Origin of the sequence: Streptomyces sp. NPDC059828 (assembly GCF_042731955.1) — a bacterium.
GTDB lineage: Bacteria > Actinomycetota > Actinomycetes > Streptomycetales > Streptomycetaceae > Streptomyces.
Genome location: NZ_JBHWIW010000018.1, coordinates 1 through 22,993 on the forward strand (window position 1 = coordinate 1; position 22,993 = coordinate 22,993).

A 22,993-nucleotide genomic window follows, 5' to 3' on the forward strand; every position below is an offset into this window, starting at 1 on the left:
CCCCACACCCGCGGGGGGGGGGGGGGGGCGCCCCGTGGGGGGGGGGGCCCCCCGCCCGCCCCCGGGGTGTGGGGGGGGGGGGCGGGGCCCCGGCGGGGGGCCCCCCCCCGCGTCCGGGGCCTACCGGGCGGCGCTCGACGACCTCGCCGAACTCGCGGACGTCACCATCGAACGGAGCCGGCACCTGGCCTATGAGCGCGTGATCGACTGATTCCCGGCACAAGCGCAGACCAGCACGGATCAGCACGGATCAGAATGCACGGATACGGAACAGAACCGCGCGCAACAGAACCGCACGGAACAGCAGGTACCCGAACCCGGGGACGCCACCCCTTCCCTTCCGAGACCTCTCCAAGGGGTGCGCGTCCCCCGGTGCGTTTCCGTCCCGAACGGACGCTCGGCCGCTGTCCGTGTCGCCCGCGAGGCCCCCTCGAGCGCCCGGGCGCACCCTTCCCCCATGGCAGAAGAGACAGGAATCACCGTGCTGCGCGGCCTGCCGGACGCGGCGGAACTCGCTGCCGTGACCACCGTGCTGCTGGCGGTGCTGCGCGACAGGGCGCGGCAGGCGGACGAGCCGGAACCGGCCGCGTACGCCGACTGGAGCGTCAAAGGCACCGGTGGACAGGTCCCGGCGGCCTGGTCCGCCCGGCAGACCCGACGGAAGGGGGGACTGCGGTGACCGGTCAGCGGACCTTCATCGACACGTTCGAGACCGTGGCGGCCGAGACACCGGAGCGGGATGCGCTCATCCTGCTCACGGAGGACGACGGCCGGCTGAGGCCCGAGAGCGTGACCTACGGGGAACTCAGCGCCCAGGCGAGGGCACTCGGTGCGCGGCTGGGCGCGCACGCGTCGCCCGGTGACCGCGTGCTGATCCCGCAGTCGTCGCGGCGGCTGTTCGCAGCCTCGTTCCTGGCCTGCCTCCACGCCCGGCTCGTCGCCGTCCCCGTACCGCCACCCGGCAGCAGGGGCCACCATGACGAGCGGATCGCGGGGATCGTCAAGGACGCGGCGGTGAGCTGTGTGCTCACCGAGAGCCGCCATGCCCCCGAGGTGTCCCAGCTACTGGCCCGCACCGGTTTCGGCGCGGTGACCTGCCTCCTCGCGGACACTCCTGCGAACGCCGCGGCGAGCGCCCCCGCACCCGCCACCGCGACACAGCCCGGACCGGCACTGCCCCCTCCCGGCCCGGACGAGATCGCGTACCTCCAGTACACCTCGGGCTCCACCCGCGAGCCCCGCGGTGTGATGGTCACCCAGGGCAATCTCGTCGCCAACATGGAAGCCATCCACCACGCCCTGGGCACGGACCCCGGATCGCGGTTCGGCGGCTGGCTGCCCCTGCACCACGACATGGGCCTCGTCGGCCAGTTGCTGCACCCGCTGTGGCTGGGTGCGACCACGGTGATGCTCTCCCCGCAGGCCTTCGTCAAGAAGCCCTTCCACTGGCTCGACACCGTGTCCCGCTACGGCCTCACCATCAGTGGCGCCCCCGACTTCGCCTATGAGCTGTGCCTGCGCAGGATCAACGACACCCAGCTCGCCTCGCTCGACCTCACCCGCTGGCGGCACGCCGTCAACGGCGGCGAACCGGTGTACCCCGGCACCCTGGAAGCCTTCGCCGAGCGGTTCGCCCCCGCGGGGCTGGGTCCGGGCACGCTCACCCCGGCCTACGGGCTCGCGGAGGCCACCCTGATGGTCTCGGGCGGCGGTACCCCGGCGCCCGGAGCCGGGGCGCCGAGCCCCCGCAACCCGTTCGCGCCTTGCGGTGCGCCCGCGTCGGCCGAGGTCAGGATCGTCGATCCCACGGCCCGCAAGGAGCTCCCCGACGGACGGATCGGCGAGATCTGGGTACGCGGCGACAGCATCGCCCCCGGCTACTGGGGCCGCCCCAGCGAGACCGCCGAGGTCTTCGACGCCCGCCTCGCGGGCAGCGGCGGATATCTGCGCACGGGCGACCTCGGGATGATGGAGGCAGGCATCCTCCATGTCACCGGCCGCATCAAGGACATGATCGTGGTCGCGGGACGGAACCTCTACCCGCAGGACCTGGAGCGCACCGTCCAGCAGGTCAGTGGTCTGTTCGGCCCTGCCACCGCCTTCGCCGTCCCCGGTGCCCGCGAGCGAGTCGTCGTGGTCCAGGAGCTGCGCGCCCGCAGCCAGTACGACATCGACCTCGCCTCGCTGGCCGCCGCTGTGGAAGCGAGAATCGGGGAGGAACACGAAGTGCGCACCGGGGGACTCCTCTTCGTCCGCCCCGGCACCGTACGCCGCACCACCAGCGGCAAGGTGGAACGCGCGGCGATGCGCCGGATGTTCCTGCGCGGCGAGCTCAGTCCGCTGCACCAGCGGATCGACCGCGAGATCGAGCGGCTGCTGGCGTCCGGGGCCGGCTCATGAGGCCCGTACGGGAACGCGCCGACGCGCTGGAGCGGTCCTTCGGCCCGCTCGACGATCCCGCCAACCCGCTCGGCGGGGCCGCCTTCGTCGCCGCCGACGCGGCGGGCGAGGTGCCGACCGCCGCCGAGGCCGTACTCGACCACTACGGGCTGAACGAGGAGTTCGTGCCCGCCGCGCAGGGCGGCAGGCTGCGGCGGATGGACGAACTGGGCCGGGTGCTGCGCCCCGTCTTCCGCCGCGACGCCTCCCTCGGCTTCGGCTACGGCCTGAACTGCTTCTTCGCCGCGACTCCGGTCTGGACCGCGGGAAGTGAGGAACACCGCAAGCTGGCGGCCGGACTGCTGCTCGGCGGGGACCGGATCGCCGTCGCCCGCCATGGAGTGGCCCACGGCAACGACTTCGTACGGGACGAGTTCACCGCGCTGCCCGTGCCGGGCGGTGGGCTGCTGCTCAGCGGCAGCAAGACCGGGATCGCCAACGCCTCACGCGCCCGCGGTCTGCTGGTCTTCGCCCGCACCGGACCGGCCGGGCAGGCCCGCAGCCATACCGTGCTGCTCCTGGACCGCGAGGCCCTGCCGCCCGGCCGGGTCACCGACCTGGGGCGGCGGGTCACCACCGGAATGCGCAGTGCCGAGTTCGGGGGACTCGGTATCGAGGAGTGTCACGTACCGGAGTCGGCCCTGGTCGGCGGGCTCGGCGACGGCTACGAGCTGTCGCTGCGCTCGTCCCTGGTCATCCGGGGACTGATCCCGTCCATCGTGCTCGCGGGCGCCGACACGGCCCTGCGCACGGTGGCGGCCTTCGCCGTACGCCCCAGGTCCGACGGACGCTCCTCGCTCGACGTCCAGCACGTACGGGACGTACTGACCGGGGCGTTCCTCGATCTGCTGCTGATCGACTGCCTCGCGCTGGTCGCCACCCGGGCACTGCATCTGCTGCCCAAGCAGATGAGCGTGTACGCCGCGGCCGCCGCGTATCTGGCGCCCAAGCTCATGGCGGAAGCCATGGACGAGATGTCCGCCGTGCTCGGCGAGGTGACCTTCGCCGAGGAAGGCGCCTACGCCATGTTCCAGAAGCAGCTCAGGGACCTGCCCGTCACCTCGCTCGGCCACGCGGGAAGCGCGGGACGGCAGGTCAGCATCCTCCCCCAACTGCCGTTCTTCGCCCAGCATGCCTGGTTCGCCGACCCCGAGCCCCCGCCCGGTCTGTTCCGGCTGCACGAGGACCTGCCACCGCTCGACCTGGCGCAGCCCGCGCTGCTCGGCGACGCCGATCCGCTGGCGGCGACCCTGGTGGCGAGCACCGATCTGTTCGAGTCGGTCCCGCTGCCGCGGCAGGGCAGGGACGGCGGGGTGCTGCGCTTCCTCAGCCGTGCCTTCGCCATCGAACTCGACGATCTGCGCAAGGCGTTCGCCGATGTCCCGCAAGGCGACCGCAGGGCGCTGGCGAGCCCGCACAGCCTCGGGCTGGCCGACCGCTACACGCTGGTGCTCGCGGCCGCGGCCTGCCTGGGGGTGTGGCGTGAGCAGCAGTCCGCGGGCCCCGAAGCGGACCGCTTCCTCGCCGACACGGCCTGGCCGTCGGCCGCGCTGTACCGGCTGTGCCGCCGGCTCGGCCTGGCGCTGCCGGACCGGCCGGTCGCGGCGGAGCAGCGGGTGCTCGCGGAGGTGCTCGCCCGGCTGCACGGCCGCCGCAGCTACGACCTGTACGCGTCCTCGCTGGCCTGACCCCCCGCGCACGCGCCGCCAGAACCCCGCTCCCCTCCCTGGCCCCTCCCCCTAGTCCCCCTAGGAGCACACGATGTCCACGCAGGAACACGACGGTCACGGCGACGTCTACCGTGAATGGCTGCTGGAGCGGCTCCGCCACTATCTCTCCCGGCCGGTGCAGGACTCGGTGCCGCTGGTCGAGTACGGCCTCGACTCGGTTGCCGCGCTGAGTCTCTACGGAGACATCGAGGAGGAGTTCGGACCCCTCATCGAGCTGGACGACATCTGGGCGTTCCCGACGGTGTGGGAGCTCGCCCGTCACATGGCGTCCCGCGATGTCCGCAAGAGCGGCGGCGGGGTCCGGGCGGCCTTCGTGTTCACCGGGCAGGGATGCCAGCACCCGGGTATGACCTCGGCCCTCTACCTGAACTCCTCCAGCTACCGCAGCCAGCTGGACGAGGTCGCCGACGCCCTGTTCCCGTACCTCGGGCTCTCGGTGGTCGACCTGATCCTCAGCGAGGACCCCCGTATCCACCAGACGGCCTTCACCCAGCCCGCGCTGTACGCCGTCGAGTACGCGCTCGCCCGGACGCTCGAGATGGTCGGGGTGGTCCCGGTGGCCGTACTCGGCCACGGCATCGGGGAGTACGCGGCGGCCACCATCGCGGGGGCGCTCGGACCGGCCGACGCCGCCAAGCTGATCGCGATGCGTGGCGCCTTCATGCAGTATCTGCCGTCCGGCGGCGGAATGATGGCCGCCCCCATCTCGCCGTACGAGATCGCCGAACTGGTGGCGATCGAGCCGGGGGTCGGCATCAGCGCCGTCAACGCGGCCAAGGCGACCGTGCTGTCCGGCGAGCTCGCCGGGCTGGAGCGGATCGAGGACGGGCTCGCTGCCCGGGGCATCAGATGCCGGCACCTGCCGGTGACCCATGCCTTCAACTCGCCGCTGATGGAGCCCATGGCGCCGAAGTTCGAGGCTGTGGCCCGCCGGGTGCCCGGTGGCGCCGCGCGGCTGCCGTTCTACTCGACCGTGTACGGCCGGCTCGCCTCCGAGCCGTTGTACGCCTCGTACTGGACCGAACAGCTCACCGCTCCCATCCGGTTCGCCGACGCGGCCCGCAACATGCTGGCCCAGCAGAACCCCACGCACATCGTGGAGATCGGCCCGCGCCCGGTGCTCACCCCGTATCTGCGCCGCATGGGCAGCCCCACCTGCATCCCCATGTGCCCGCGTCCCGACACCGATGCCGTCGACCTGGCCGGGGTGATCTCGGCCCTGGACGCCGGGCCGCTGGCCGCCGCACCGGCAGGAGCATGAGTGTGACCGCCCGTATCGGACGGCCGCTGCCCGCACTCGGCCCCACGGGCCCCTGGGACCAGGTCGGGGACGAACTGACCGGCACCGGAAGCGTCCTGGTGTACGGCACCATGCCCGGCTGGCTGCCACGCGGCGAGGCCGACTCGGTGCGCCGCATCCTGGGCCGTGACTGGCGCCGCTACGAGAACCTGGCCCGGCAGGGGATGCGGGACCGGTTCGTGGCCTCCCGGCTGTTCCTGCGGTACACGGCAGCCGCGGTGCTGGACACCACCCCCGACCTGGTCGACCTCTCCTACCAGCCAGGCGGCCGCCCCTATGTGCGCGGCTGCGACCAGATCGACGTCAGCCTCAGCCACACCGAGGACATGATGGTCGTCGCGGTCACCCGCCGCGGGCGCATCGGCGTCGACGTGGAGCGCGCCGACCGCAGGCTCGCCCGTACGGGATCCGAGCTCCAGGCGTGCACCCCGTACGAGATGGAGCGGCTCGACGCGGGCGGTGAGGAGGCCCGTAACGACACCCTGGTGCGGATGTGGACCCTCAAGGAGGCCTACAGCAAGGCACTCGGCCAGGGCCTGCGCTTCCGCTTCACCGAGTTCGGCTTCGCCCTGAACGAGCCGGGCACCCGGCTGGTGCGGCCCGACGGCACCCAGGCGGCCGGTGACGAGTGGAGCTTCGGCACGTTCCCCGTCGGGGAGCGCTATGTGGTCAGCGCGGCCGTCCATGACACGGGCTTCGGGGACATGGCGGACCTGTCGGTGGCCACGATGCTGGACGAGGGCCTGTTCGACACCCTGCTGGGCCTCGCGGGCCCCGGAGGCTCCGGTGGAGCGGAGTGGAGATCTCCGTCAGGGGATCCAGCCGGCCTCCTCGGCGATCCGGATCGCGTCGATGCGGTTACGGGCACCGAGCTTGGTGACGGTCGCCGTGAGGTAGTTGCGGACGGTGCCCTTGGACAGGAACAGGCACCCGGCGATCTCGGCGGCGTCGGCTCCCTGGGCGGCGAGTCGTAGCACCTCCAGCTCCCTGGGCGAGAGGGGATTCTCGGGCGAGTCCCAGGCACTGAGCGCCAGCTGCGCGTCCACCACCCGGCGCCCGCCGGCCACTGCCCTTACGGCCTCGGCCAGTTGGTCCGGAGGAGAGTCCTTCAGCAGAAACCCGGTGACATGGGCTGTCAGAGCGCGGCGCAGTGTGCCGGGACGGCCCAGGCTGGTGAGGATCAGGGTCCGGCAGCTCGGCAACTGCTCGTGCAGCTCCGCCGCCGCGGTGAGCCCGTCGGTTCCCGGCAGGTCGATGTCGATGATCGCCACATCCGGTCTGGACTCCAGCGCCGCCTTCACGATGGTGTCCCCCCGGTCGACGGACGCCACGACCTCCAGATCGGGTTCGAGCTCCAGTAGTGCGACCAGCGCGCCTCGAATCATGTGCATGTCCTCGGCGAGAAGAATCCTCACGCACAGCATCAGTCCCCCCGGGCGAATCAGGTCGTCGTTCTCAAGCGGCTGTCCTCTCGCCGGCACGCGATCCGGTGTCCCGTGGCGCTTCGTCTCCGGTCCGCGGCCGTGTGGGTGCGTAGGCCTCGAGGTGGAAGCAGCCGCCTTCGCGCAGTTCGGCGGTGAGCCGTCCGCCGATCTCCGTGAAGCGCTGCCGGAGGTTGTCCAGCGCGCTGCTCGCCGGCCGCTCGCGTGTCGAGGCTTTGTGGTGCTGTGCTCCGTCGTTGACGAGGCTGAGCAGGACCGCTCCGTCGTCAATGGTGGCGGAGATGCTGCACCTTTGTACCTTACTGTGTCGCAGCGTGTTGGTGACACCCTCACGGAACGTGCGACCACCGCCAGGGAACCGGCACCGGCTCTCTCAAGCAGCTACCTTCTCGTCGGCGCGTGGTCCGGAGTCATGCGCCTGGTCGTCCATGGTCCGTGGCCGTGTGGGTGCGTATGCCTCGAGGTGGAAGCGGCCGTCTTCGCGCAGCTCGGTGGTGAGCCGTCCGCCGATCTCCGTGAAGCGCTGGCGGAGGTTGTCGAGGCCGCTGCTTGCCGGCCCGTCCGGCGCCAACGGCCTATGGTGCTGTGCTCCGTCGTTGACGAGGCTGAGCAGCACGGAGTCCTCCTCGACGGTGGCGGAGATGCTGCACCTCTGTGCCTTGCTGTGCCGCAGCATGTTGGTGACACCCTCACGGAGCGCAGTCGCGAGTACGGTGTCGACGACCGGATGCAGTCGGCCGCAGGCGATGTCCACTTCGGCTTGGATGTCGGCCGCCGAGAGGATCGCGGCCGCGGATTCCGCCTCGTCGCGCAACGACATGTCGCGGTAGCCGCTGGAGACGAGGCGTACGTCGGCGAGTGCCTGGCGGGCGACCCGGAGCAGGTCGGCGGTCTCCTCGCGGGCGTCCTCGGGACGGATGCTGATGAGGCGGTGTACCAGCTCGCCCTTCAGGGCGATGGCGGAGAGGCTGTAGCCGAGCAGGTCGTGCAGGTCCCGGGCGACGCGGAGGCGTTCCCGGACGACCGCCATCTTGGCCATCTCCTCGCGCTGTGCGTGTACTTCATGGACCAGGTCGGTCAGCCGGCTGAGTCCGTAGATGACGATGCTGCACAGAACGCCGGATATGATGAGGTAACCGACCTGAAACGCCCCTTCTCCCGCGATTGCCGCGTAGACCGGGATGCTGCCGACCACCGGTATGAACAGTGACCAGGCGACCCGGGGCGGGAGTGTCAGCAGCGCCGTCGCAGCAAGCGGTCCGTGCATGCTTCCCCAGGTCACGCCGTACCAGATCAGTGGCAGATAGGTCAGAAGTGCCTGGAGGCACAGCACGCAGACCCTGCGCCGCATGCTCCAGAAACGTGCGGCGGGGGCGGAGACCGCGAACTGCACCGTGAAGATGAGCACGATCAACGTGACGCAGACGGTGAGGCGCAGCGTGGTCGGGTAGCCGTACCGCACCACGTTCAGGATGGTGGCGATCGCGTAGCACAGCAGGGCGAGCACGGTGATCGCCCGCGCCAGCCTGGGGGCGGGCAGATCCGTCCGGCGTCTGGGTTCGGCGGTTTCCGTACGGGCCTGGCCGGGACCCGGCGCCCGATCCGAAATGCCTTTGCCAAGTTGCCTGCCGTTGATTGAATTTGGGACAGCATTCCGGGAGCGGTCCGGCATCGCAGCCTCCTCAAGGGACTGTGGCAGAACCGCATGCTAATGACGAAAGGGTGACGGTGCCCGCCCTAACCGACAACAGCCCAGGTTTCAGACGAACAGGGGAACCGGATTCAACTTCTCGTACGGCGTGGCTCGATCACACCACCCCATCTCCGCCGGTACGTCGAAGAGCCGACCAGGTGCGAACCGCGCCCAGAAGTGGCGTAGACCGGGCACCACGACCTTGACCACGGGCAGTCCCACGTCAGGCCTGGTCTGGTCGAGTACCAGCAGTTCCATGCCCCGGGCCCGAACCGCGGATTCCGCTGCCGCGATGTCCGCCCTCAGATCCACGCGGGGAACGTAGGCGTAGTCCCCGGGCACCTTCGCGGACTGGCCGGCATCGGGCAGCACATAAGGCTGATTTTCGACGGTCGCCGCGCACCACCAATCCAGCAACTCCCGTGGCATTCCTGGTCTTCGAGACAGCGGTTCACCCGCGTCGGCTTCCGGCGGCGGGAGCAGCTGGCACATCTCGGTCACGGCCCGGCGCAGGGCCAGCCCGGGATCGAAGTGCGCCCCGAAGCCGAACGAGATCCTCTGCTCCGGTCCGTCGTCGGTGCGGGACACCGCACCCATCACGGGGATACCGAAGTCCGAGGTGAGATCGAGTACCCACAGCGAACGGCCTGTCTTCGCGTACGCCACCCGAGCCCGGGCGAGCCACGGCTCGTCGAAGGCGTCGAGGTCGACAGCCGGACGACGCAGCCGGTTGTACCACCACATCGCCACCGCGTCGCGCTCCACCAGCTCCAGGAACCCCTGGACGACGGCGTCCTCCAGACTCGCTCCGGCCGCACTGCCGTTGGAATCGGCCCATGGCGCGTGCACGATACCGTCGGGCCCGGGGCCGTAGTACAGCAGCGATGTCGGCAGCATCCGGTGCCGGCTTTCGGTCAGCGACCATACCGGGGTCCACTCACGCGGTGCCTCCTCGTCGAAGCGTCGCGGCACCGCGTGCATCGCCGAGTGGTTCATGTTCCAGCGGTCACGGTCGCGGAATTGCCGGTCGGCGAAGAGCTGGACGGCGTTCGGGTGCACGGCCTCCCCACCGAGTGACCTGAACGAGTCCCGCACCACTGGCTCATCCAACTGCCGCGTGCCGCAGTAACGTTCCAACGCCTCGCACAGCGCGCCCACCTGCGCTTCCTCCGGTGTGGCGCCCTTGCCACCGCTGTGGGCGCGCAGGCCCGCAGCCGAATGACCGCGCCAGGCCAGGTTCCGCCCGGACACCCATCGGTTGAGCCCCTCGGGCGTACCCGGAGACGGCCGCAATGACGACACCACACCGGTGACCGGGTCGACCAGATGCCGGTAGCGCGCGAGCACCTCGCCTGGAGGCAGGGCACGGTGGTTGCCGCCGGTCTCCGAGGCCTTGGGGCGGGACACCAGGGCCACAGGTCGTCGTACCTGTTCGGCGACCAACTCCGGATTCCCGCAATCGGCGCACTGGGGGCGCTTGGCCACCTGATGGTGATGGGTGCGCAGGGCGCGGGTGTCCAGCGTGCACACCGCACCCTGGCCCTCGTAGCGCATCCCGGCCGCCCATTTCAGTGCCTCGAGCACCGTCGTGTGCAGCCCCATCATGCGTACCGCCGTCAGCGAGGCCTCCGGCAGCGGTACCGGGCCAGGCAGCCCCAGAGCCTGCCGGACGGGTGCTTCGGACGAACGATGACCGCGCAACCGCTGTGCCAGACAGGACCAGCACGGTCCGCCGTCCGCGCCGAACACCGGCCCCACCCACACCTCGGGTCCGCACGGGCGGGCCAGCAGCCAGGGCCGCCCCGCCGCCCGGTACCGCGCGTCCACCTCGGCCAGCCCGGGGTCGAGATAGTCGTCGCACAGCACCAGGCCGAAGGCGGCCGTGTCCACGGTTGCGGCCAGGGACAGCCCCGCGGCCAGGCACTCAGCCCTGGCCGCCGAGCCGTCCGTCCGCCCCAGCGGCACCACCTGCACCGGCGTTGCGGCGACCGTCGCCGCGACTCCGGGACCGCCGATACCGGCGAGTTCCCAGTACGCCTCGGCGGCGGAGTCCGCACCCGGGTCCCGGTAGCCCACGAGATCGGCCCGGGCCAGGGCGGCGATCACCCGCCCCGCCTCGGCAGGCGGCACCGCCGACGACGCCTCGGCGATCACCGCGGGGAGGGTGCGCGTACCGTCGAGGAGGGGCGCCAGGGCGACGGCCTGCTGTCCCCGCAGCACCGTGGTGCCGCGTTCCGACAGCAGATACACCGCCTCCCCGGCCACCGTCTCCACGCGCAGATGGCGCTTGAAGCCCACCGGAAGACCGGCGGGCGCCGGACCCGTGACGGTCACGAGCACCCCAGGACGTCCGACATCGCGATGCACTGGATGGTGGGCGAGGCAGTGATCGAAGCCGACGTGTCGTCGAAGCTCTCCAGCAGCACGCCCAGCGGGCGCCCCGCGTTCTCGGCCAGGTAGACCGGTTCCGCCGCGACCAGGCCGAACTCGGCGAGGACGGACAGCGGGTCGGTGGTGTAGCGCAGTGCCAGGTCGGGTTCCAGACCTGTCCGGGCGGTGAGCAGTGCCAGACGGTGATCGTCGGTCTGCGTAGACGGGGCCTTGCCGGGTACGAGCGTGGTCGAGCCGATCATGGGGTTCCCCTCCCAAGTCAGTCGTACGAGTTTTCGTCGACGTCCTGTGGGTCAGGATTGTGAGCTGTGGATCTCACGGCGGCCCAGTGCCCGGTTCACCATCGCGGTATGACATTTTCATGTCGACCTTCGTGAGCCGCTCACTGGGGACGCGACCGTCCTTGATGCGAACCTCGACCCTCAGCAGTGCTCCGCCCCGAGCACCGGAGCGTGAGACGGGGAATCGAGGCAAAGGGGAACGAACGATGGAGATCAATGTTCTGGGACCGCTCGCCGCCATCGAGCACGGAGTCTCCGTGGTTCCCACCGCGGGCAAGCCGCGCCAGATCCTCGCGCTCCTGGCACTCCAGGCGGACCGGGTGGTGACCGTGCCCACCCTGATGGAGGAGATCTGGGGCGAGGAGATCCCGCGCAGCGCGGCGACCACCCTCCAGACGTACATCCTCCAGCTCCGCCGCAAGCTCGCCGCGGCGCTGGACGGCGATCCGCACCGGCACGCCAAGGACGTGCTGGTCACCCAGCACGGTGGCTATCTGCTCCAGGTCCAGCCGGGCAGGGTGGACGCCGAGGAGTTCGGCCGGCTGGCCTCCTCCGGACGGGACGCGCACGAGGCCGGCGACCACCACGCCGCATCCGAACTGCTCGGCACCGCGCTGAAGATGTGGCGCGGTCCCGCCCTTGTCGACGTCAGGGTCGGCAGTGTGCTGGAGCTCGAGGTGCTGGGGCTGGAGGAGGACCGGATGGCGGCCCTGGAGCGGCGTATCGACGCCGACCTGCGCCTCGGCAGGCACACCGAGATCGTGCCCGAGCTGCGGGTCCTGGTCGCCAAGCACCCGATGCACGAGAATTTCTGCGCCCAGCTGATGACCGCCCTGCACCGGTCGGGCAGCGCCTGGCGGGCCCTGGAGTCGTACCAGCGGCTGCGCGGCACCCTCATAGACGAGCTCGGTCTTGAGCCCTCGCCGAGGCTCCAGCGACTGCACCAGGCCATCCTCTCGTCCGACCCGGAGCTGGATCTGAACGTGCCCGCCACCGGCTGACCCGGACCGGGGCCTCGCTGGCGGCCCCCGGAACGGCGGCCTCTCCAGGCTGCTCCACCGTGCTTCGAGGAGCCGTTCCTACGTTCGGCCAATGACGATCCTTGACGAGCTCACGGTCACACCGGCGGCCCCGGACCTGCGCCGCTCCACCGACGAACTGCGCCGCCTCAAGGAAGAGGTGAGCCGCGGCCCCGACCCGGCCGCCACCCGCCGGCAGCACGAGAAGAACAAGCTCACCGCCCATGAACGCCTCGAACTGCTCTTCGATGAGGGCACGTTCACGGAGATCGAGCCGCTGCGCCGGCACCGGGCCAGCGGCTTCGGCCTGGAGCACCGCAAGCCCCACGGGGACGGCGTGATCACCGGCTGGGGCCTGGTCCACGGCCGTACCGTGTTCGCCTACGCCCATGACTTCCGGGTGTTCGCCGGGGCACTGGGCGAGGCGCACGCCGAGAAGGTCCACAAGGTCATGGACCTCGCCGAGGCCGCGGGCGCCCCCCTCGTCAGCCTCAACGACGGCGCGGGGGCCCGTATCCAGGAAGGCGTCACCGCCCTCGCCGGTTACGGTGGCATCTTCCGCCGCAATGTCGCCGCCTCCGGTGTCATACCCCAGATCAGTGTGATGCTCGGCCCCTGCGCGGGTGGCGCCGCCTATTCACCGGCCCTCACCGACTTCGTGTTCATGGTCCGTGAGACCGCGCAGATGTTCATCACCGGACCCGACGTGGTCCAGGCCGTCACCGGCGAGAAGATCACGCACAACGGACTCGGCGGCGCCGATGTGCACGCCACCACCTCCGGGGTCTGCCACTTCGCCCATGACGAGGAAGCCGCCTGCCTGGAGGACGTGCGCTTCCTGCTCGCCCTGCTGCCCGCCAACAACCGTGAGATGCCCCCCGCCGTGGCCTCCGACGACCCGGCCGACCGGCGCACCGACACCCTCACCGAGCTGGTGCCGGCCGAGCCCGGCCGCTCGTACGACATCCGCAAGGTCATCGAAGAGGTCGTGGACGACGGCGAGTTCCTCGAGGTGCACGAGACCTGGGCGCAGAACGTGGTGTGCGCGCTCGCCCGGCTCGACGGGCACCCGGTGGGCATCGTCGCCAACCAGCCCGCCTCGCTCGCCGGGGTGCTCGACATCCACGCATCGGAGAAGGCCGCCCGCTTCGTGTCCTTCTGCGACTCGTTCAACATCCCGCTCGTGACCCTCGTCGACGTGCCCGGCTTCCTGCCCGGTGTCGACCAGGAGCACGGCGGCATCATCCGGCACGGCGCCAAGCTGCTGTACGCGTACTGCAACGCCACCGTGCCCCGGATCTCCCTGGTGCTGCGCAAGGCCTACGGCGGCGCCTACATCGTCATGGACTCCCGTTCCATCGGCGCGGACCTGTCCTTCGCCTGGCCCACCAACGAGATCGCCGTGATGGGCGCCGAGGGCGCCGCCAACGTCATCTTCCGGCGTGAGATAGCCGCCGCTGACGACCCCGAAGGGGTACGGGCCCGGCGCATCGAGGAGTACAAGTCCGAGCTGATGCACCCGTACTACGCGGCCGAACGCGGCCTCGTGGACGACGTCATCGACCCCGGGGACACCCGGCGCGTGCTCATTCGCTCACTGGCCATGCTGCGCTCCAAGCAGGCCGAAGTGCCCGCCCGCAAGCACGGAAATGTGCCGACGTAGTGCGGTTTTCCTCGGTCCACGCACACGCGAGCCACGGTCGAGAGCACACCCGTTCCATGGCTGGACCGAGCCCGGCGACAAGTCACGAGCGAGTCGCCGGACAGGTGCCCGGCCGGCCGGGGTGGGGAGGACCTGACCCTGAACCGCCCCGGCCGCCGCATCGATTGCAGGAGCGTCACGGAAGCGTCACGGACGAAGGGATCGACAGTGACCCCCACAGTTCCAGCCGGCTGGTGCGCGACGGCGCACCCGGCCCCGTCGAAGGCCAGGTAGACCATGCGCAGAGTCGCCATCACAGGCCTGGGCGTCGTGGCCCCGGGCGGGGTCGGTGTCAAGGAGTACTGGGACCTGCTCACGGCGGGACGTACCGCCACCCGCAGGATCAGCTTCTACGACCCGTCCCCGTTCCGCTCCCAGGTCGCCGCCGAGTGCGATTTCGACCCCGGGGCAGCGGGACTGTCCCCGCAGGAGACCCGGCGCCTCGACCGGGCCGCCCAGTTCGCGGTGGTCTCCACTCGTGAGGCCATCGCCGACAGCGGGCTCGACATCGCCACGCTCGACCCCGGGCGGATCGGCACCTCGCTGGGCAGCGCGGTCGGCTGCACCACCAGCCTGGAGCGGGAGTACGTCGTCGTGAGCGACGGCGGGCGCCTGTGGAACGTCGACCACACCTACGCGGTACCCGAGCTGTACCGGCACTTCGTGCCCAGCTCGATGGCGGCCGAGGTGGGCCAGGCGGCCGGGGCCGAAGGACCCGCCGCGGTGGTCTCCACCGGCTGCACCTCGGGACTCGACTCGCTCGGACACGCCGTGGAGCTCATCCGCGAAGGCACCGCCGACGTGATGATCGCGGGCGCCACCGAGGCGCCGATCTCGCCGATCACCTCGGCCTGCTTCGACGCCATCCACGCCACCACCCCGCGCAACGACACCCCGGAGAGCGCCTGCCGGCCCTTCGACCGGACCCGCAGCGGACTGGTGCTCGGTGAAGGCGCGGCGATCCTCGTCCTGGAGGAGCTGGAGAGCGCGAAGCGGCGCGGGGCCCATATCTACGCGGAGATCGCGGGATTCGCCTCCCGTTGCAACGCGTTCCACATGACCGGTCTCAAGCCCGACGGGCGCGAGATGTCCGAGGCCATCGACGTGGCGCTGGCCGAGGCCCGGCTCGCACCCGACACCATCGACTACATCAACGCCCACGGCTCCGGCACCAAGATGAACGACCGCCACGAGACGGGTGCGTTCAAGCGCAGCCTGGGGGACCACGCGTACCGCACCCCCGTCAGCTCCATCAAGTCGATGATCGGGCACTCACTCGGCGCCATCGGCTCCCTGGAGATCGCCGCCTGCGCACTGGCGATGGAGCACGGAGTGCTGCCGCCCACCGCCAATCTGCACGAGCCGGACCCCGAACTCGACCTCGACTACATCCCGCTGACCGCCCGCGAGAAGCAGACCGACGTGGTCCTCAGCGTGGGCAGCGGCTTCGGCGGTTTCCAGAGCGCCATGGTGCTGGCCCGCCCGGAGAGGAGCGTCGCATGAGCAGGACCACCGTGGTGACCGGCCTGGGCGTGACCGCGCCCAACGGCCTGGGCACCGAGGAGTACTGGAAGGCCACGGTGGCCGGGCAGTCCGGCCTCGGCGAGGTGACACGCTTCGACGCCTCCGGGTATCCCTCGCGGATCGCAGGCGAGGTCGCCGACTACAACGCCGAGGAGCACATCCCCAGCCGGCTGATGCCGCAGACCGACCATATGACGAGGCTCGCGCTGACCGCGGCCGACTGGGCACTCGCCGACGCCGGGATCGACACCACCGAGATGCCCGAGTACGGCATCGGTGTCGTCACCTCGGCCTCCGGAGGCGCCGTCGAGTTCGGCCAGCGGGAGCTGGAGAACCTGTGGAGCAAGGGCAAGGAGTACGTCAGCGCGTACCAGTCCTTCGCCTGGTTCTACGCCGTCAACACCGGCCAGATCTCCATCCGGCACAAGCTGCGCGGTCCGAGCGGTGTGCTGCTCACCGAACAGGCGGGTGGCATCGACTCCATCGGGCAGGCACGCCGGCATATCCGCAAGGGCTTCCCGGCCGTGATCTCCGGCGGCGTCGACGCGGCCGTCTGCCCCTGGGGCTGGGTGCCGCAGATCGCCTCCGGACTGATGTCGACGGTCGACGACCCCGAGCGCGCGTACCTGCCGTTCTCGTCGGAGGCGAGCGGCTATGTACCGGGCGAGGGCGGCGCGATCCTGCTGCTCGAGGACGCGGAGGCGGCCCGCGACCGGGGCGCCACCCATGTCTACGGGGAGATCGCCGGTTACGCGGCCACCCTCGACCCCGCTCCCGGCTCGGGCCGCCCGCCCGGTCTGCGCAGGGCCATCGAGAACGCCCTGGCCGACGCCGGATGCACCACCGCCGACATCGACGTCGTCTTCGCCGACGCGTCGGGAGTGCCCGAACTCGACCGCGCGGAGGCCGAGGTCCTAGCCGCCGTGTTCGGACCGAACGCGGTCCCCGTCACCGCGCCCAAGACCATGACCGGCCGCCTGCTCGCCGGAGGCGCCGCCCTGGACGCGGCCACCGCCCTGCTCGCCCTGCGCGACGGGGTCATCCCCCCGACCGTCCATGTCACGGCGCCCGCTCCTGGACTCGGCATCGACCTGGTCACCGAGACGCGGGAGGCCGACCTGCGCGCCGCGCTCGTCGTCGCCCGGGGCCACGGCGGCTTCAACGCCGCGCTGGTCGTGCGCCGTCCCTAGAGCCGGTACGAGCTGCGATCCCCACCCCACCCCCCCACCAGCCCCACCAGCCCCACAGCGTCACCCACCTACCCGCTCAGCCCGACCGAGAGGACGTCACATCATGACCACCAGCGCCACGACCACGACGACGACCACTGTCACCCTGGCCGACCTGACCCGCATGCTGCGCGAGAGCGCGGGCGAGGAAGAGGGCGTCGACCTGGACGGCGATGTCATCGACACCCCCTTCATGGACCTCGGTTACGACTCCCTCGCCCTGCTCCAGGTGATCGGCCAGATCCAGCGCGAGTACGGCATCGAGATCCCGGACGACGCCGTGGTCGACGCGGAGACCCCGAGGGCCATGCTCGCCCTCATCAACGCAGACCAGACCACTGCCTGATCTGCACTCTTTGCGGTTCGGTTCTCCCCCCGCCGAGCCACCCCCGACGCGGCCGTCCTGCCTGAATCCCCCGTGGGGCGGGACGGCCGCACCCCCACGTACCACCCGCATCGCGCACGCCAGGGCGGCCGGAGGGCCGCGGCCCACCAGGAGGGAACCATGTCGCTCACCTCGTACAGCGCGGTCGTCCGGAGGCTGGTCGTCAGCCCCGGCACCGCGCAGCCGCCCCGAGGACGGATCGTGGCATCGGCCGCCGGCGTATCGGCGGTGCTGCGGGCATTCGGCAAGCCGCCCGAGGAACTGCCCGTACGCACCATCGTGTACGTCGGCGCCGCCGACCCGGACCCCGGACTCGGCACCCGGCACGAGGGCTTCACGGTGCGCACGGTCTCCACCCCCGGCCGTGCTCTGCGTCTCGCCGACCGCGAACTGCGCGACGGAGTCGCCGACTTCGCCATGGTCGCCGGATTCGGCGAGCTGGACCCCCACACCATCACCGTCTACGCGGTCAAGCGGGCCGCCGAGGCCATCGCCGAGGCCGACCGCGTGCTCGGCGTACTCGATGTGAGCGGCGGCGGCGACGAGATGCCCGCCCTGCGCCCGCTCCACCACGGACGCCGCGCCACCGACCCCGAACACCACCGGCTGCTGCTCTGGTCCGGCCAGGACGCAGCCGACGAGAGCCGTGTCCGCAGCGAACTGCTGCCCCTGCTCAGCGGGCTGCACAGCGAGGCCTACCCGGCCCTGCCCACCGCCGTGCCCTGCGGCACCTTGCCCGGACCGGTGCGCGGCGCCGCCGTCGCCGTATCGGCACTGGCCGCCGCCACCGTCCACCAGGCCAAGTCCGTGGCCGCCGCCCGCCCGCGTCCCATCGCGCTGCTCTTCCCGGGCCAGGGCTCCCAGCACGCCGGCATGGCCGCCGGACTCTATCTGCGCGAACCCGTCTTCACGGCCGCCGTCGACGCCGCGCTCTCCCACATGGGCGAGGAAGGGCACCGGATCCGCGAGGACTGGCTCAACTCCACCTCGCCGCGCATCCCCATCGACGATGTACGCCGTGCCCAGCCACTGCTGTTCGCGATCGACTACGCGCTCGGACGCCTCATCCTGAGCTGGGGGGTGCGCCCCGCCGCGCTGCTCGGACACAGTGCGGGTGAACTGGTCGCCGCGACCCTCGCCGGAGTCATGGCACTGCCCGACGCCGTGGCCATGATGATGGCGCGGGTGCGCGAGGCGGTACGGATCCCGGAGGGCGGCATGCTCGCCGTCGCCGCGAGCGAGGAGCAGCTGTACCCGTATCTGGAGGAGGACGTGGCCATCGCCGCGGTCAACGCGGCCCAGCAGGTGATGCTCGCCGGTTCGGCCGCCCCGCTGGCCGACGTCGAAGCCGGGCTGAGGGCCGACGGGTTCACCGTCGTCGCCGTCCCCGCCACCAGCCCCTTCCACTCACCGGCGATGGCCCCCGCCTCCGACGCGGTGGAGACCGTCTACCGCGGTATCCCCCTGCGCGAGCCCCGGCTGCCGCTGTACTCCGGGTACACAGGCGGCCTGATGCGTCCCGAAGACGCGCTCAGCCCCCGCTTCTGGGCCCGCCAGATCACCGACACCGTGTACTTCAAGGCCGCGCTCGAAGAGCTGCTCGCGGTGGACGACATGCTGCTGGTCGAGGCGGGTCCCCGGCAGACCCTCACCGCCTTCGCCCGCAGGCACCGCGCCGTACGCCTCGGCGCCAGCGCGGCCACCGCGGTGCTGCCCGCCCGCCGGGGCACACCCGAGGCCGACCGCCAGTCCGTGCTGACGGCCGCGGCACGCATCTGGACCGAGGGTCACGATCTCGACCTCGACGCGTTGTCCCGGCTGTGGACATGGAGCGACGAGGAGCCCGTGGCGACCGTGACCGCGGCGGGAGCGAGCTGGGAACCGGCCGCCGCGCTGCGGTCATGAGGCTGCTGATGAGGGTGGTGCACGGCTGTTACGACGCCATCGTGGCCGCGGGGTGGATGTGGATCGGGGTGCCCGTGCCCGCGCCGAGGACGGCGCACCCCGGGCTCCGCCCGCCCCCGCCCGGCCATCCGGAGCGGGTGCGCCCGGACATCCCGCTGACTCCGGTGGAGCGGGTGCTGCGGCGTCAGTTGGTGTCACGAAACTGATGCACATCGCACCTGATCGAGCAGCTGCAGAGTATCCCTTGTCATCGACATTCGAGCACCCAAATCAGAAGAACTGATTTGTTTTTGTCGTTTCTCGAAAATCCACGACCGCTACTGCGTGACGTGTCCGCCCTCTGTTTCGTTTCCTGCTCGGAGGGGTGAGGTCAGATCCTTCCCCCGCTGCAAGAAGGGAATTAAGGGTGGAGAGCAAGGCTCAGCGCATTCTCCTCGCAGCCTGCCTGGCTACGGGGGCGACCATGGCCGGTGCCGGAGCGGCCCTGGCGGACAGCGGCGCCGTCGGAGCCGCGGAGGGTTCACCCGGGGTCCTCTCGGGCAATGTGATCCAGGCCCCGGTGCACGTGCCGGTCAATGTCTGCGGCAACACCGTCAACGTCATCGGTCTTCTCAACCCGGTGTCGGGCAACGCGTGCGCCAACGGCGACGGCACCACCGTGGGCGAGGTTCCGACGGTCCCCGGGGCCGAGGAGCCCACGGTCCCGGGCACTGAGGAGCCGCCGGCCAACGAACCGCTGCCGCTCCCCGAGCCGCTCCCGGAGCCGGAGCAGCCCGAGCCGGTGCCGGTCCCGCCGGTCGAGGTGCCGCCGGTCGTTCCGCCCGCCACGCCGGCCGAGAACCCCCAGCCCGAGGCTCCGGCCCAGCCGCAGCCGCCGGTCGTCAACACGCCCGAGACCCCGGCCACGCCCGAGGTCCCGGTGGTGGAGACGCCCGAGACCCCGGCCGTCACCCCGGTCGTGGACACCCAGCCCGCCGCCCCGGTCACGCCGGGTGCGACCCTGGCCGAGACGGGCTCCGAGGCCAACGCCGGCATCATGGCCGCGGTCGCGCTCGCCCTCGCCGGCGGTGGCGCCATGGCGATCCGGAGCACCAGGGCTTCGCGCCGCTGACGACGGGCATGCCCGCGGTAAGGAAGTCCCGGACACGGCAGCCGCGTGTCCGGGACTTCTCCGTGTGCGGCTGACATGACATCCGGTGAATAAAGTCTGACCAATCGTCCGTAAGAAGAGAAAAGATTCGCCCCCACACCGATTTTCCGGGCGGCCAGTGGTAGGCGCTGTACAAATGTGCCATGACGAACTGGGCGAAAAGAACTATGGGCTCGGCTCTGTTCGCCGGGCTCGGGGTGGCGGGTACATGGCTTGGCGGGTGGGGAGTGCCGGGCGTGCTCGGTGGCCCTGTGCCGGCGATGGCGGCGCCCGCGAATGCCGCCGCCGGACCGTCAGGGGTCCACGCGAGACTCGAAGCGGTCGCCGACGGTGTGCTCGGTCTGGTCAATGAGGAGCGGGCACGCGGCGGTTGCGACCCCGTCCAGGCTCATCCGGTGCTGGAGCGGGCCGCCGAGGAGCACAGCGAGGACATGGCCCTGCGGGGACGGCTGACGCATACGGGGACGGGCGGTGTCTCCGTGTCCGAGCGCCTGCGCGACTCGGGATACCGGAACGAGTACTTCGGTGAGAATCTGGCGCGGGGTTCGCTCACCGCCCGGTCCGTCGTGACCAGCTGGATGCACAGCCCGGAGCACCGGGAGATCATTCTCACCTGCCTCTACGAGGAGGCCGGTGTCGGTATCGCGCTGGATTCGGAAGGTCCCTGGTGGACCGTCATTCTGGGCGCTGCCCACCCCTGATGGACCGCCACGGCTGCTGCTCCGCGACTTCGACGAGAGTCCGGAAGAGTCCTGAGGCGCGCCGGCCGGGAGGAGGGGGCCGGGCGCCTCGGACGGCTTGTGGTGCGTCGGGAGCGCGCTCACGTCACCGAAACCCGACGACCTTGCGGATGCCTGGCTCTCCCGCGCCATGCGAGACCGGGTCGGGACGGCACGATCGCATCGACGGCAGCGTCCGCTGGGGAGTACGTGTTCGACGCGCTCGGAAATCAGCCTGGTGGATGCATGGTCTGCCGTCGGATCATCCGGCAGGCGGACGCAAGGAGGGTCTGGACAGCCGTCCATGGGCCGAACGCCGGTTCGGGGTTGTGGGGTTGTGGTGAGGGCGGCCGTAAGTTATCGGCCGGCATCTTGATCGCCTTTAGTTTTTGGCTCTCTTTGTGTTGAATACGTCGAACCTGCGAGTTCAAAAGCCGTGACAGGCGTTTATGCGTATGTGGAACCGCGTGAAGTATGGGAAAGAAATACAATCCTAGCCAAGGCGTTCTGTGCCAGCGACGACAAGGTCAGGGCGGCGCAGACCGCACTGAACGAGGCGCAGGCCGACCGCACGAGGAAGCTCGCAGCCTTCGCCGTGATCGTCGGTGACGACGGAAGCGTGGCCGGGATGATGGGTCTGCACGAGCGCGAAGTCCGCGTGGCGCGCAGGACGGTCGGCCGGGACGGAGCCCGTACCGTGGCCGCCAATCTGCTGACCACGGGCCAGGACACGATCAGGGACGCCGTCACCGAGCCGGCACCCGAAGCCTCGTATCCCGCCACCCCGGTGGAGCCGGCGCCCGTGGTCCCGCCGCCCCCGGTGGCGGCACCCACGGTGTCCACGCCGACGGCTTCGTCCCCGGTCCCGTCCCAGGTGTCTGCCCCGGTCCCGGCCTCGTCCGCGGCCACGACCGCGGCCTCGATCCCCGTGATCCCGGCCCCGAACCCGATGCCCGGGCCCGCGCCCGTGTTCGAGGACCACTGGACCGAGGCCCACCAGCCCACCGTGCTCTGGACGTCCGCCATGGACTCGGTGCTGGTGTGGAGCTGGCAGTCGGGCGTGGACCTGATGGTCGTCGCCAACGAACTGGGGGTCGATCTGCGCTCCGTGCTCCAGCGGGTGCAGATCCTCGCCGCCGACGGGCACCTGGCCAAGCCGGACCTGCCGAGCCCGAGGACCACGCTGGGCCGCCACCGCCGCTACGAGGAGGACTTCGAGTTCGCCGGCGCGGTCAGCGGTGAGGGCGACCTGTACCCGCCGCCGAGCTGGACCTGAGTTGGGCAAACGGTGTACGCCACCCCGTGGTTCTTAGGCCATACGGTGCCTCCGCCGCCTTGGCGCGCAGACAATCGCGGCATGCCGCGATGTATCGGTAAATATGTCACGCAGAGGTCGTCAGCTGTCGGCCCGAAACCTTGCGAGGAGCGTGAACACATGAGGACGTCCCCAGGGCGTGCCGGCCTGGCGGCCATGGCCGCCTCCACCGTCGTCGGAGCCGTAGCACTTATCGTCGCCCAGCCCGCGTACGCCCAGTACCCGCCCGTCCCGCCCCTGGTGCTGGACCCGACCGTGGTGTGCCCGGGGGACTCCGTCACCTTCCATGCGACGGGGTTCAGGCCCGGGCAGCGGACGACCCTGCAGCTCCAGACCAAGTCCGTGGTGCTGGGCCACTTCAACGCCGACCCGCAGGGCGACGTGGACGGCACCGTGCCGATCCCACCGGGAACCCACAACGGGAAGTACACCGTCAGGCTGGAGGCGGTTCGTCCGGAGCGGGAACTGTCCGCGAAGCTGACCGTGAAGAAGCCCGGCGACTGCACCGGGAGCACCTCCAGCACGTCACTGGCGGAGTCGGGGAACGCAGGCTCCCTCAGCGCCCCCGAACTGGCCGCGACCGGTCGTCAGGACGACTCGCTGAAGCTCTTCGGCGGTGCGGCCGGCCTCGCGCTGCTCGGTGGCGGCACGGTCATGGCCGTCCGGCGGTTCAAGAGCAGCTGAGCACCACCTGCGTGCGGCCGTGACGCTCCCGCCTCCCCCGTCAGTGCCGTGTTCGCGCGTCGTCCGGCACCCGCGGGGTCGCCTC

At 70.9% G+C, this 22,993-nt stretch carries 19 protein-coding genes and 1 pseudogene; 16 read left to right on the top strand and 4 right to left on the bottom strand.

Annotated features, from left to right (window positions below):
• Positions 1-457: 457 nt before the first annotated feature.
• From ACFV6V_RS13495 to ACFV6V_RS13515, 5 genes and pseudogenes are all read left to right on the top strand, one after another.
• Positions 458-679: an acyl-CoA carboxylase subunit epsilon gene (locus ACFV6V_RS13495; protein ID WP_385563517.1), complete on the top strand. Its 222-nt coding sequence runs from the start codon at positions 458-460 to the stop codon at positions 677-679.
• Positions 676-2,400, top strand: coding sequence for a fatty acyl-AMP ligase (locus ACFV6V_RS13500; protein WP_385563519.1), 1,725 nt, complete (start codon positions 676-678; stop codon positions 2,398-2,400). The genes ACFV6V_RS13495 and ACFV6V_RS13500 overlap by 4 nt, the downstream gene beginning before the upstream one ends.
• Positions 2,397-4,127: an acyl-CoA dehydrogenase family protein gene (locus ACFV6V_RS13505; protein WP_385563521.1), complete on the top strand. Its 1,731-nt coding sequence runs from the start codon at positions 2,397-2,399 to the stop codon at positions 4,125-4,127. The genes ACFV6V_RS13500 and ACFV6V_RS13505 overlap by 4 nt, the downstream gene beginning before the upstream one ends.
• Positions 4,128-4,200: 73 nt before the next feature.
• Entirely contained in the window at positions 4,201-5,430 is a 1,230-nt protein-coding gene (locus tag ACFV6V_RS13510) for an acyltransferase domain-containing protein (RefSeq protein ID WP_385563524.1), read from the top strand.
• A gap of 368 nt (positions 5,431-5,798) precedes the next feature.
• Positions 5,799-6,131, top strand: a pseudogene (locus ACFV6V_RS13515) (4'-phosphopantetheinyl transferase family protein); the annotation flags it as partial.
• A 147-nt stretch (positions 6,132-6,278) separates the two neighbouring features.
• Here ACFV6V_RS13515 and ACFV6V_RS13520 read toward each other — a convergent pair.
• The 4 genes from ACFV6V_RS13520 to ACFV6V_RS13535 all read right to left on the bottom strand — a co-directional run bounded on the left by ACFV6V_RS13520 (position 6,279) and on the right by ACFV6V_RS13535 (position 11,237).
• Positions 6,279-6,893, bottom strand: coding sequence for a response regulator transcription factor (locus ACFV6V_RS13520; protein ID WP_361279697.1), 615 nt, complete (start codon positions 6,891-6,893; stop codon positions 6,279-6,281).
• Positions 6,894-7,284: 391 nt separating this feature from the next.
• A complete protein-coding gene (locus ACFV6V_RS13525; RefSeq protein WP_385563526.1) occupies positions 7,285-8,418 on the bottom strand; it encodes a sensor histidine kinase in 1,134 nt (377 codons plus the stop codon).
• A 252-nt stretch (positions 8,419-8,670) separates the two neighbouring features.
• Positions 8,671-10,938: a TOMM precursor leader peptide-binding protein gene (locus ACFV6V_RS13530; RefSeq protein ID WP_385563529.1), complete on the bottom strand. Its 2,268-nt coding sequence runs from the start codon at positions 10,936-10,938 to the stop codon at positions 8,671-8,673.
• Positions 10,935-11,237, bottom strand: a complete 303-nt coding sequence (locus ACFV6V_RS13535; protein WP_385563532.1) for a hypothetical protein — start codon at positions 11,235-11,237, stop codon at positions 10,935-10,937. Before ACFV6V_RS13535 ends, ACFV6V_RS13530 begins: the two co-directional genes overlap by 4 nt.
• 245 nt (positions 11,238-11,482) lie before the next feature.
• On the opposite strand from ACFV6V_RS13535, the gene ACFV6V_RS13540 reads away from it, so the two are divergent.
• The 11 genes from ACFV6V_RS13540 to ACFV6V_RS13590 all read left to right on the top strand — a co-directional run bounded on the left by ACFV6V_RS13540 (position 11,483) and on the right by ACFV6V_RS13590 (position 22,908).
• A complete protein-coding gene (locus tag ACFV6V_RS13540) occupies positions 11,483-12,277 on the top strand; it encodes a BTAD domain-containing putative transcriptional regulator (RefSeq protein WP_385563535.1) in 795 nt (264 codons plus the stop codon).
• A 91-nt stretch (positions 12,278-12,368) separates the two neighbouring features.
• On the top strand, positions 12,369-13,958 hold the full coding sequence (locus ACFV6V_RS13545) for an acyl-CoA carboxylase subunit beta (protein WP_385563538.1): 1,590 nt from the start codon (positions 12,369-12,371) through the stop codon (positions 13,956-13,958).
• A 276-nt stretch (positions 13,959-14,234) separates the two neighbouring features.
• Positions 14,235-15,500, top strand: coding sequence for a beta-ketoacyl-[acyl-carrier-protein] synthase family protein (locus tag ACFV6V_RS13550; RefSeq protein WP_361279688.1), 1,266 nt, complete (start codon positions 14,235-14,237; stop codon positions 15,498-15,500).
• Complete coding sequence (locus tag ACFV6V_RS13555; protein WP_385563541.1) at positions 15,497-16,711, top strand: ketosynthase chain-length factor; 1,215 nt, start codon at positions 15,497-15,499, stop codon at positions 16,709-16,711. The genes ACFV6V_RS13550 and ACFV6V_RS13555 overlap by 4 nt, the downstream gene beginning before the upstream one ends.
• A 103-nt stretch (positions 16,712-16,814) precedes the next feature.
• Positions 16,815-17,096 carry an acyl carrier protein gene (locus ACFV6V_RS13560; RefSeq protein ID WP_385563544.1) on the top strand — a complete coding sequence of 94 codons (282 nt, stop codon included), beginning with the start codon at positions 16,815-16,817 and terminating at the stop codon, positions 17,094-17,096.
• 159 nt (positions 17,097-17,255) lie between these two features.
• Positions 17,256-19,040 (top strand): acyltransferase domain-containing protein, encoded by a 1,785-nt coding sequence (locus ACFV6V_RS13565; RefSeq protein ID WP_385563547.1) that lies wholly within the window; start codon positions 17,256-17,258, stop codon positions 19,038-19,040.
• A complete protein-coding gene (locus tag ACFV6V_RS13570) occupies positions 19,037-19,246 on the top strand; it encodes a DUF6059 family protein (protein ID WP_385563550.1) in 210 nt (69 codons plus the stop codon). Before ACFV6V_RS13565 ends, ACFV6V_RS13570 begins: the two co-directional genes overlap by 4 nt.
• Before the next feature lie 200 nt (positions 19,247-19,446).
• Positions 19,447-20,151 (top strand): chaplin, encoded by a 705-nt coding sequence (locus ACFV6V_RS13575; RefSeq protein WP_385563553.1) that lies wholly within the window; start codon positions 19,447-19,449, stop codon positions 20,149-20,151.
• Between the two features lie 275 nt (positions 20,152-20,426).
• A complete protein-coding gene (locus tag ACFV6V_RS13580; RefSeq protein WP_385563556.1) occupies positions 20,427-20,891 on the top strand; it encodes a CAP domain-containing protein in 465 nt (154 codons plus the stop codon).
• A gap of 475 nt (positions 20,892-21,366) precedes the next feature.
• Positions 21,367-22,185 (top strand): hypothetical protein, encoded by an 819-nt coding sequence (locus ACFV6V_RS13585; protein WP_385563559.1) that lies wholly within the window; start codon positions 21,367-21,369, stop codon positions 22,183-22,185.
• 159 nt (positions 22,186-22,344) lie between these two features.
• The gene (locus tag ACFV6V_RS13590) at positions 22,345-22,908 is read left to right on the top strand and encodes a hypothetical protein (protein WP_385563562.1); all 564 of its coding nucleotides are present in this window, start codon (positions 22,345-22,347) and stop codon (positions 22,906-22,908) included.
• Positions 22,909-22,993 lie beyond the last annotated feature (85 nt).